Source organism: Enterococcus lactis (genome assembly GCF_015751045.1).
In the GTDB taxonomy this organism is placed as follows: domain Bacteria; phylum Bacillota; class Bacilli; order Lactobacillales; family Enterococcaceae; genus Enterococcus_B; species Enterococcus_B lactis.
Map to the genome: position 1 here is coordinate 1 of NZ_BNJW01000039.1, position 10,920 is coordinate 10,920.

Genomic DNA, 10,920 nt, shown 5'->3' on the forward strand with positions numbered 1-10,920 from the left:
GCATATTAAGCGGGCTAGGAGGAGAAATATTCACATATCATTTTTTCATTCCGCAAGCTGCGTCAAGTTATTTGGAATTTGTAGAACAGATGAGAGAGGTAGAAGCAGCACTACAAACTACTTTTCAATAAGTAGGAATTATAGAAATGTTACTCAAAAAATCTTCATTAAAAAAGCTGACTAAATAAGTTGAGAAAACAGAATATACTTCAATATCCAGTGATTTATAAATATCATTCACTCATGATACCCAGCTCCGTATCATAAATGAGGATTTTTTTGACAGTACAATGTTGTTGTAATGAGAGATGAGTAATAATGAAATAACACAAAATTAAAAATGCCCTTTGTACCCGTAGCGTTGCAGTAACAGAAAAAATCATTCAAAAAAATGGATTTATTGAAAGTCTACAAGAACAAGACTACTGATGAATTCCGCCTAGAATCTAACCTATTCTTTATTTCAAATCAATAAATCATCATTTCGTTAATTTTTTCCCCACGAACGTGGGACAAAAGTAAGAAACACTTTTGACTCATTCTTTAAAAAAGAATAAACGGTGGGAGCAGAAGCAACTCCTTCTTATTTCTCGGATTTAAACGCTTCTGTCCGATCCTCTTTAATAGTTTGAATTTTTAGAAAGTTTATCTTTTATTTCTATTTTAGAGATGTTAAAATGATGGTTAAACTATATAGGGGTGATTATTTGTTAGATAAGTTTTTGGATATGTCTTTAGTTCAACGAATTAGTTGCGGTATCATAGTTGGTATTATAGTTGGTATTTTTTACCCTCATGGACGTTTATCACCATATTGGGGACTGTATTTGTCAGTTGCTTAAAAGCCATTGCTCCTCTCTTGGTATTTTTTCTGACGGCAGCTTCGATTGCAAAACATAAAGTTGGGAATGAAACCTATGTCAAACCTATTTTATTTTTATACTTAGGTGGAACGTTCCTCTCTGCGTTAGTTGCAGTAGTCGTTAGTTCGATTTTTACGATCCCAATCACTTTGCAAGAACAGGTCTCTGAAAAGGCGCCACAAAATATCGGCAGTGTCTTATCTACGATGTTGACTAACGTGACACAAAACCCGATCCAAGCAATCATTGAATCAAATTATTTAGGCGTTTTGTTCTGGGCCGTCTTGTTAGGGCTGGCTTTGCGTAGTCGTACGGAAACAACTAAAGAAGTCGTGGATCAAGTTTCTGTAGCCTTGTCACACGTAGTGCAGCTGATCATTGCGTTTGCACCGATCGGTATCCTAGGATTAGTTTATCAATCGATCTCAACGACAGGGTTGTCTGGCTTAGCAGAATATCTTCAACTAGTTCTGGTATTAGTAGGAACCATGTTATTTGTCGCTTTAGTTGTTTATCCGCTTCTGACTTTCTTATTTATCAAAGAAAATCCCTATCCATTGATTTTCTTTTGCTTAAAAGAAAGTGCGGTTCCCGCCTTCTTTACACGTAGTTCAGCAGCCAACATTCCTATCAATATGATGTTAGCCGAACGATTGAAATTAACGAAGGAATCCTATGCGATCTCGATTCCGTTGGGAGCGACCATCAATATGGGGGGCGCTGCTGTAACGATTACCGTGATGACATTGACGACGGTACAAACATTAGGGATCGAAGCGTCCTTTGCTTCAAAATTGATCCTTAGTCTGTTGGCAGCCATTGCTGCTTGTGGAGCTTCAGGCGTTGCGGGAGGTTCGTTGCTATTGATTCCTTTGGCTTGCAGCTTGTTTGGTATTTCGAATGAGATTGCGATGCAAGTTGTAGGGATAGGATTTATTATCGGTGTGATCCAAGATTCGGTAGAAACAGCTTTGAACTCTTCTAGTGATCTGTTATTCACAGCGATTGGGGAATTAAGCGCGCGGAAACGTAACGGAGAAGCAATCTCCTTAAAAGATTCCTTAAGTGAATCAAACTGATTGCGAATGGGTGATCATTTTTCGATGATTGGTTTTCTGAAGTGATGATTGACCGAAAATAAAAAGCTTTTATCCTAACTTCAAGTATAGGGTAAAGGTTTTTTTATTTTGAATTTATGTAGAATCAAAATGAGCGTGGGATAAAAGTAAGAAACACTTTTGTCTCATTCTTTAAAAATGAATAAACGGCGGGGGTAGAAGCAACTCCTTCTTAAATAAGCCGAAATTCACAAAAATTTGAAAAATAATTTTCGTGAATTTCGGCTTATTTCTCAGAGTGAAGCACTTCTGCCCCAGCCTTATTTTGGTTCGTTTTTTCTTTTATAGGGAAGAAAAAACGAACTGTTTTTTTTTTGAGAGAAGGCTATTTTTTTATGGGTCAAACGCTCTTGGCACAGAAAATAAGAATAAATTCCCATTAGAGCACGCTTTTTGTTTTTTCACTATAAAAAAGTGAACCCAGTTTATATTGTCAAGTAAGGCGAGTATAGACGTGCACAAGTAATAAATGAAATAGAGGCGAAATAAGTGTTAAGTAAAGTAATCAAAGATGAATATATTCAACTAGATGTTCAGGCAAATAACTTTGAAGAAGCAATAAGAAAAGCTTTGCAACCTTTCTTAGAAGCAGATGTAGTAACTGAAAAATATGTCGAAACAATTTTGAAGATTTACGAAGAGACCGGTCCATATATCGTTATTACTGAAAATATTGCTTTACCTCATGCAACGGTGGAAAGTGGAGCAAAAGATGTAGCTATTGGATTTATGCGATTGAAGACCCCAGTTACTTCAGGTCATCGCACCAATGATCCAGTTAAATATCTTTTTCCATTAAGCGCCAAGAATAACCAAGCGCATATTGAATTGCTATCAGAATTGGCAAATTTATTAGGAAATCCAGATTTTCTAAAATTTATCAAAGTCGTTTCATCTAGAGAAGAATTTAAAAACTATATTGAAAAAGCAGAAGGAGAGAATAAACATGAATAGTCATAAAGCTTTAGTAGCTTGCCGTGCAGGAGTAGGATCAAGTTTGATGCTAAAGATCAAAGTCAATGAAGTTGTTAAAGAAAATAACTTTCCGTTAGAAGTAGAACATTCATCTTTAGATGGTGTGCCAGGTTTTCAAGGAGATATGATCATTACTTTGCCTGATGTAGCGAATGAATTAATAGAAAAAAATTTACCACAGAAGATTGTTGGCATTGCGAATATTGTGGATAAGAATGAAATTAAGATAAAACTTGAAGAAGCATTTATTGAGTTAGAAAAACAGTAGTTAGAAAGGAAGGCTGAAAATGGATTTTATTATTAGCTTCTTAAGTACGCCCGCAGTACTATTAGGGCTTGTGGCTATGATAGGCTTATTAGCACAAAAAAAGTCTGGAACAGAAGTCTTGACTGGAACCTCTAAGACAATTATTGGCTTTTAGATCTTTAATGCAGGTGGCACGATCATGACAGGGCTTTGCAGAACTTCAATACGTTGTTCCAAACCGGATTTCATATCAAGGGAGTTGTTGCTTCTCCTGAAGCAGCGACAGCATTAGCGCAGACAGAATTTGCGTTTGTTACGAGTAGTACGCTGATTTTGGGATTTATCATGAACTTAGTAATTGCTAGGATTACTCCTTTCAAAAATATCTTTTTTACGACTGGTCATAGTTTGTTCTTTGCGTGTGTGTTATCTTTGATTTTGAAAGCGCATAACTTCTCGGATGTAGCCGCAATTATCGTTGGTGGATTATTACTTGGCTTCTTCTCCGCAGCATTGCCTCAATTATGTCAGCCCTTCATGCGTAAGATTACAGGAAGTGATGCAACTGCTATTGGCCATTTTAATATGGTTGGCTATGCACTGTCTGGTTATATTGGCAAGCTATTTAGTAAATATAAAGACCGCACAACCGAAGACATCATTGGCTGAGTGGCAAATTGGTCGATCCTTCCCGCGGCAGCTTGAGCCGCTACGACATCTGTTCCCAAACTATTTAGAGCAGACTGCAATACCACCGCTCCAATAGCAATGATGGATGATTGGAAAGCCATAGGCAAGCCCGCATTTAAATGAGTGAAAATAGTGTCTTTATCTATTTTGAAATCACTTTTAGAGACTTGCAGCAACGGGATTTTCCGTTTGATATAGATGACACACATCAAACTTGCGGAAATTTGCGCGATAACTGTCGCATACCCAGCCCCAGCGATCCCCATGTGGAAATTGATAATAAACACCAAATCCAAAATCACATTGATGATCACAGCGAAAATCAAAAAGAACAAAGGTGTTCGGCTATCTCCTAGCGCTCGAATCATATTTGAAAGAAGATTGAACGCCATTGAGGCAAACATACCGCCTAAGATCACGGAGATAAATTCCTGTGCTTGTTGGATAATATCCGGCGGTGTCTGCATCAGCAATAATAACGGACGTAAAAATACTAAACTCAAAACAGTCAAAATAGCAGTTACTGTGAAACTAATTATAATAGCAACAGCAAAACTTTTCTTTACACCGCGAAAATCCTGAGCGCCGAAACATTGCGCCGTGATGATAGATAATCCAGCGGTCAAACCTTGAGCAAAACCAATGATCAAAAATGTGATACTTCCTGTCGCGCCGACTGCTGCCAATGCCTCTTTACCGATCGTTTGCCCAACAATGATCATATCTACCATATTATAGAACTGTTGGAAAATATTCCCCACGAGTAATGGAATGGTAAATAAAAAAATCAACTTTGCTGGGGTGCCTGTAGTTAGGTCTCTCATGATAACTCCTCAATTTTTTTCAGAATATTTGCAAATTACATATTACCATAGTTTAATAGAACCACAAATAGCTGATTTATACAAAAAATACAGCAAAAAAAGAGCAATTTGTTAATGCTTACAAAAAAGATGCTTGATAGCATAAACTCAGTTCTTTAGATTTTTTAAAATCAATTGGTACAGCTTTAAGAAAATTTTATGAAAAAGATGAAAAAGATGTCAACTGCAAATGACATTTCTCAAAGAAACTGGGATAATAAAGGAAGAGAGGTAGAAGACATATAGATGTAGTACTGATGCGGCACGGGGAAAGTGAAGCAAATTTTGAAAATTATTGGACGGGATGGCTGGATGTTTCTCTGACAGAAAAAGGACAGGAACAGGCTCGTAAGGCAGGGGAAAAAATCAAAAACGCGCAGATCGAGTTTGACGCTGCATTTACGTCAGTATTGAAGCGGGCATCATTGACTTGCCAGATCATCTTAGAAGAAAGCGATCAGTTATGGATACCGACATTTAAAACCTGGCGTCTGAACGAGCGGCATTATGGCGCTTTAGTAGGGAAAAATAAGGATGAAATGGCACGAGAATTCGGGGCAGATCAAGTCAAACGCTGGCGTCGAGATTATTATGAAATGCCTCCATTAGTAGAAGAAAACCATTTTGATCGCCGTTACGCACAATTGGCAGATCAAGACATTCCTCATGGAGAAAATCTGCAAATGACGGTCCAGCGGGTCGCGCCATAATGGCAAGATGAGATCGCGCCGCTGTTGGGTTCGGGTAAGAATGTTTTGATTACCGGACATGGCAATAGTCTGCGGGCACTGGTGAAATATTTGGAGGATGTACCGGAAGACCAAATGGATACCATTGATATTCCCAATGCGCAGCCGATCCACTACCGCTTTGATAAGAACTTGCAGATCGTCAATAAATCGATCCTCTAAAGACGAATATTGGCTGAAGGAAATAGCCCTTTGTTTCAGAATTTTTCATAAAACTATCATAAATTATGGTATACTATTGAAAAAATTGGAGGAATAAGAATAATGAAAGCTATTTTAACGGTGGTCGGGAAGGACAAGGTTGGGATCATTGCCGGTGTCAGCCAGAAGTTGGCAGAATTGAATATCAATATTCTAGATGTATCTCAAACGATCATGGAAGATTATTTTACCATGATGATGATGTTGCAAATGCAACCAGAGGCTGATTTAGAAGCGATTAAGCAAGCATTGAGTCAAGTTGAAAACACGTTGGGCGTCAAAATCAGCATTCAAAATGAAGAGATCTTCAATGCGATGCATAAACTATAATTCGGAGGGAAATGATGGAAACAAAACAAATTCTTGAAACGATCCGGATGGTAGAAGAAGAAAATCTTGATATCCGGACGATCACAATGGGTATTTCATTGTTGGACTGTATCGATGCCAGCACAGAAAAGACTTGTCAAAATATCTATAATAAAATCACCAGCAAAGCGAAAAATCTTGTAAAAGTCGGTGACGAGATCGCCAGTGAATTTGGGATCCCCATCATCAACAAGCGGATCTCGGTAACGCCGATCGCAATCGTTGCTTCCGCAAGCGGCGGGCAAGACTGTGTTGCTTTTGCGCGAGTTTTGGACAAAGCCGCAAAAGCGGTGGGGATCAATTTTATCGGCGGGTATAGCGCATTAGTTGAAAAAGGCTATCAAGGAGCGGACCTGTCCTTGATCCAATCGATTCCGGAAGCCTTGGCAGAAACAGAATTTGTCTGTTCTTCTGTCAATATTGGTTCGACACGGGCAGGGATCAATATGGACGCTGTCAAATTGATGGGTGAAACCATCAAACAAACCGCCGAAGCTTCAGATATGGGCTGTGCGAAGTTGGTAGTCTTTGCGAATGCGGTGGAAGACAATCCTTTCATGGCGGGAGCATTCCACGGGGTCGGTGAAGCAGATTGCGAGATCAATGTCGGTGTCAGCGGACCGGGCGTAGTAAAACGCGCTCTGGAAAAGGTCAAAGGCGAATCTTTCGATGTGGTTGCTGAAACAGTTAAGAAGACGGCATTTAAAATCACGCGGATGGGACAATTAGTCGGTCAAATCGCTTCTGAGCGATTGCACGTACCCTTTGGTATTGTGGATCTGTCATTAGCTCCTACTCCGGCAGTTGGTGATAGTGTCGCGTTGATCTTGGAAGAAATGGGCTTGGAATCTGTCGGCACACACGGTACAACTGCCGCACTGGCTTTATTGAACGATGCTGTGAAAAAAGGCGGCGTGATGGCCTGCAACCATGTGGGAGGCTTATCAGGCGCATTCATTCCGGTTTCTGAAGATGCAGGTATGATCAAAGCCGTAGAAGAAGGCTATCTGAATCTGGAGAAATTAGAAGCGATGACCGCCATTTGTTCAGTGGGTCTGGACATGATCGCGATCCCAGGAGATACACCAGCGGAGACGATTGCGGCGATGATCGCTGATGAAGCTGCGATCGGTGTCATCAATCATAAAACAACGGCGGTGCGGATCATCCCCGCTAAAGATAAAAAAGTCGGCGATTCTGTCGAATTCGGCGGTTTGCTGGGGACTGCTCCAGTCATGCGGACGAATTCGGCGAAATCGACGGACTTTATCCAACGAGGCGGGCGGATCCCGGCACCAATCCATTCATTTAAAAATTAGGAAGATAGTGAGAAAATAATGTTTGATTCATATATATGGGATTTTGACGGGACGTTGTTCGATACGTATCCGATCATGCTTGACAGCATGATGAAAGCTTTAGAAGATCGGCAAGTAGTTGCTGATCCAAAAGCTGTTTATCGATTATTGAAAGAAAAATCTTCAAAAGCATTGACTGAAAAATATCATTTGGACTTTCGAGAATTCTCAGATGATTTCCATCAATACGAAACGCTTGATACACGCCAATCTGTCACATTTGATCATGTGTATGACACATTGACGCAATTGAAACAACAAGGATCTAAACATTATATCTTGACTCATCGTACGATCGCTTCGACTCGCGAATTGTTAGTAAAAGAAGGAATGTTAGAATTTTTTGAAGAAAACGCTAGGCGCCTGGCACTCATCTTCCTCCCTCCCTACAGCCCTCAGTTGAACCTAATGGAAGGCGTTTGGAAGTGGCTCAAGGAATCGGTCATCAACAATGTTTTTTTTGACCACGTCCAGAAAATCAAACAGTCGGTTGATTGACCGACTGTGCGTGCGGATGTAAAGTATTTAATTCAACCTATATAAGTAATAATTTGTCTTTTGATGATATCTTATCGTAATGAGATATCTGAGGACCGCTCAATCATCAAAAGTCGTCCCTCTAAATAAACTACAAGAATAATTACTTAGAGGGAAACTTTAAAATATCAATATGTTTTTAACATTGCTAAGCTAGACCATCATGAATTTTGTTTAGATTCCATTTCATCATTGTATAGTAGGTATCGCCTTCGGAACCTTCTTTTGCTAATGAATCAGTAAAAATTTTGGAATAAATTTCTAATCCCGTTTCATCGGCAACTTTATTCATTGACTTAGATGAAACAGAGGTTTCTACGAACGAATGTTTGACATCAGAGTTTTCTATTTTAGCTAACACAGCTTTCATTTGTTCGGGAGTACCTTGAGATTCGGTATTGATTTCCCAAATGTAAGCTGGCGCAACATGATAGGCTTTTGAGAAGTATTTGAAGGCACCCTCTGAGGTGACCAATAAACGCTGTGATTCAGGAATATCGAGAAATTTTGATTGCGCTTCCTCATGTAACTTTTGTAATTTTTTGATATAAGCATCAGAATTAGTTTGGTAATAATCTGCATTTTTTGAATCTTTTTCCTTTAAGACTTTGGTGATTGTTTTGACGTATTGAACACCATTGGCTAAATCAAGCCAGGCATGAGGATCTTCTTCTTCGATGTTGGTTGTTAAGTGCTCCGGTATTACACCTTCACTGGCGGCGAAAACATCTTTATCGAATTCTTTATGAGCAGTGCTTACCAACTTCTTGAACCAACCACTACCGCCAGTTTCTAAATTCAGTCCGTTGTGAAATAAAACTGTTGCATCTGTTGCTTTTGAGATATCTTCCGGTTTAGGTTCATACTCGTGGGGATCCACGCCGCGTTGAACAATACTATATAGTTCAACGCGATCTTTAGCCACATTTTTAACCATGTCTTCCAAAATCGAGTTTGTAGTTACTACGCTGATTTTTTTGGAATCTGTTGATTGTTTGGAATCTCCACTTCGTCCGTTGACAAAAAAGATTACTCCGGCGACGGCTGCGATCACTACTACGATGGTTACTAATATTCTTTTCATATTTACGCCTCTTTTCTATTTTTGTGTATATGTAACAAGTTTTGTTTTGGTGAGAAGATAAAGGAAATTAAGAATAACCCTGCTGCGACAATAACAATCGCTGGACCAGAAGCCCAGTTGAATGTGTAGCTGAAGTACAAACCACAAATTGATGCGACAACACCAAATATAGCGGAGAAAACAAGCATCACGGACAAGCGGTCGGTCCAAAAGTATGCTGTTGCAGCTGGCGTAATTAACATGGCCACTACTAAGATGATTCCGACAGTTTGTAATGCTGATACGGTTACTAGCGTTAAGACGAGCATAAGGCTATAGTGGATTAGTTGGGTATTTAATCCATATGTTTTAGCGAAGGTCTGATCAAAGGAAGTGATTAACAATTCTTTATAAAATACTTGTACAAAAATAATCACAATTCCTAAAACAATTGCCGTTGTGATCATATCACTATTACTAACAGCTAGAATGTTTCCAAATAAAATATGGTGTAGATTGGTTGAGCTTTCGGCCATAGAGATTAAAATGAATCCCAATGCATAAAAGAAGCTGAAGACAACCCCTATTGCAGTATCTACTTTGATTTTACTATGAGAAGCCACGTAGCCGATTAACATTGCAGCTAGTACACCAAAAATAGATGCTCCAATCAAGATATTTATACCTAACATATAAGCAACAGCAACCCCTGGCAATACTGAATGAGAAATAGCGTCCCCCATCAAAGACATTCCTCGTAGAATGATGAAACTCCCAATAATCCCAGACATAATCCCCACCATTATTGCAGTGATTAATGCACTTTGAAGGAAATCATATTTTCCTAACGCTTGAAAAAAATCCGAGAGAGCAGTCATTCAATTTACCTCCTGAAATAGAACTGAAGATAAGTCAGCACTGAATGTTTTACTGATATTCTTCGAATTGTAGACTTCTTGAGTTGGCCCAAAGTCAATGATTCCGTGATTCATAATGACTAATTCATCAAAGTAATCATAAACTTTATTTAAATCGTGATGGATAACGATAATGGTTTTTTGTTCGTCTCGCCATTGTTTTAAAATAGCCATGATGGCACTCTCACTTTCCACATCAATTCCAACAAAAGGTTCATCTAAGACAACAATTTCTGCCTGTTGTAAAATTGCTCGAGCTACGAATACCCGCTGTAATTGTCCGCCTGACAAATTACCTATTTGCCGATTAGCAAAGTCAGTCATTTTAACTTGCTCAAGAGCTGCATCACAAGCAACACGTTCGCTTTTTCCTGGAGTCTTAAACAATCCCAGTTTTCCATAACTACCAGTTAAAACCAAATCATAGACATTGATTGGAAAACTGAGATCTAAATCCTTTCGTTGCTCTACATAGGCAACCTTCTTTTTTACTGTTGCCATTGAATGACCATCAAGCGCGCTACTACCTGATTTTGGATGAATAAGACCCAATATTGCCTTGATTAAAGTAGATTTACCAGCTCCATTAGTTCCGATAATGCCAGTAATCTTCCCTGCATTAAAATGGACGGATAAATTATTGAATACCGGTGTATCGCCGTACGCAACAGATAATTTTTTTACAGTTAACAAATAAAAACCTCCTTTAAAAACTAAATTTTTCTAATTTTAGCCTAACCTCTAAAAATATTTTGGTCAACCTTATTTTTTTCTCTCGACTATTTCAACAAAAAATCGTGAATATTAACAATGGTAATTATCATATAGATATATTTTTAACGTGTACAATTGATTCATTCCGATACAAATGAAATGAAGGCAAATAATATTAAATTAGGCGAATGTTTATTTTTTTTTAGGCTTGTCTAATATTTTGCTTTAATTTAATAAAAAAGAGGTGTATACTTAT

General features: G+C 38.6%; 7 protein-coding genes and 6 pseudogenes. 9 read left to right on the plus strand and 4 right to left on the minus strand.

The window, feature by feature from the left end; translation table 11 throughout:
• Positions 1 to 728 precede the first annotated feature (728 nt).
• The 4 genes and pseudogenes from sstT to KFO35_RS13380 form a co-directional block, all read left to right on the plus strand.
• Positions 729 to 1,942 (plus strand): annotated as a pseudogene (gene sstT, locus KFO35_RS13360) (serine/threonine transporter SstT).
• A gap of 528 nt (positions 1,943 to 2,470) precedes the next feature.
• Positions 2,471 to 2,935, plus strand: coding sequence for a PTS sugar transporter subunit IIA (locus KFO35_RS13365; protein ID WP_002307670.1), 465 nt, complete (start codon positions 2,471 to 2,473; stop codon positions 2,933 to 2,935).
• Entirely contained in the window at positions 2,928 to 3,224 is a 297-nt protein-coding gene (locus KFO35_RS13370; protein WP_002307675.1) for a PTS sugar transporter subunit IIB, read from the plus strand. Before KFO35_RS13365 ends, KFO35_RS13370 begins: the two co-directional genes overlap by 8 nt.
• Before the next feature lie 19 nt (positions 3,225 to 3,243).
• Positions 3,244 to 3,863, plus strand: a pseudogene (locus tag KFO35_RS13380) (PTS transporter subunit IIC); the annotation flags it as partial.
• On the opposite strand, the pseudogene KFO35_RS13385 reads toward KFO35_RS13380, so the two are convergent.
• A pseudogene (locus tag KFO35_RS13385) lies at positions 3,857 to 4,717 on the minus strand (MATE family efflux transporter); the annotation flags it as partial. The pseudogenes KFO35_RS13380 and KFO35_RS13385 sit on opposite strands and share 7 nt — an antisense overlap.
• A gap of 281 nt (positions 4,718 to 4,998) precedes the next feature.
• Between KFO35_RS13385 and KFO35_RS13390 the strand changes: the two are divergent.
• The 5 genes and pseudogenes from KFO35_RS13390 to KFO35_RS14310 form a co-directional block, all read left to right on the plus strand.
• A pseudogene (locus KFO35_RS13390) lies at positions 4,999 to 5,667 on the plus strand (2,3-bisphosphoglycerate-dependent phosphoglycerate mutase).
• Between the two features lie 102 nt (positions 5,668 to 5,769).
• The gene (locus tag KFO35_RS13395) at positions 5,770 to 6,036 is read left to right on the plus strand and encodes an ACT domain-containing protein (RefSeq protein WP_002290085.1); all 267 of its coding nucleotides are present in this window, start codon (positions 5,770 to 5,772) and stop codon (positions 6,034 to 6,036) included.
• Positions 6,037 to 6,050: 14 nt separating this feature from the next.
• Positions 6,051 to 7,394 (plus strand): PFL family protein, encoded by a 1,344-nt coding sequence (locus tag KFO35_RS13400; RefSeq protein ID WP_002290081.1) that lies wholly within the window; start codon positions 6,051 to 6,053, stop codon positions 7,392 to 7,394.
• Positions 7,395 to 7,484: 90 nt separating this feature from the next.
• Positions 7,485 to 7,724 (plus strand): annotated as a pseudogene (locus tag KFO35_RS14305) (HAD hydrolase-like protein); the annotation flags it as partial.
• 63 nt (positions 7,725 to 7,787) lie between these two features.
• Positions 7,788 to 7,925: pseudogene (locus tag KFO35_RS14310) on the plus strand (transposase); the annotation flags it as partial.
• A 193-nt stretch (positions 7,926 to 8,118) separates the two neighbouring features.
• Here KFO35_RS14310 and KFO35_RS13410 read toward each other — a convergent pair.
• From KFO35_RS13410 to KFO35_RS13420, 3 genes are read right to left on the minus strand one after another with little or no spacing between them, the layout of a single operon-like run.
• Complete coding sequence (locus KFO35_RS13410) at positions 8,119 to 9,054, minus strand: metal ABC transporter solute-binding protein, Zn/Mn family (protein ID WP_024634825.1); 936 nt, start codon at positions 9,052 to 9,054, stop codon at positions 8,119 to 8,121.
• 2 nt (positions 9,055 to 9,056) lie between these two features.
• Positions 9,057 to 9,911, minus strand: coding sequence for a metal ABC transporter permease (locus KFO35_RS13415; protein ID WP_005879136.1), 855 nt, complete (start codon positions 9,909 to 9,911; stop codon positions 9,057 to 9,059).
• Positions 9,912 to 10,643: a metal ABC transporter ATP-binding protein gene (locus KFO35_RS13420; RefSeq protein ID WP_024634823.1), complete on the minus strand. Its 732-nt coding sequence runs from the start codon at positions 10,641 to 10,643 to the stop codon at positions 9,912 to 9,914.
• Positions 10,644 to 10,920 lie beyond the last annotated feature (277 nt).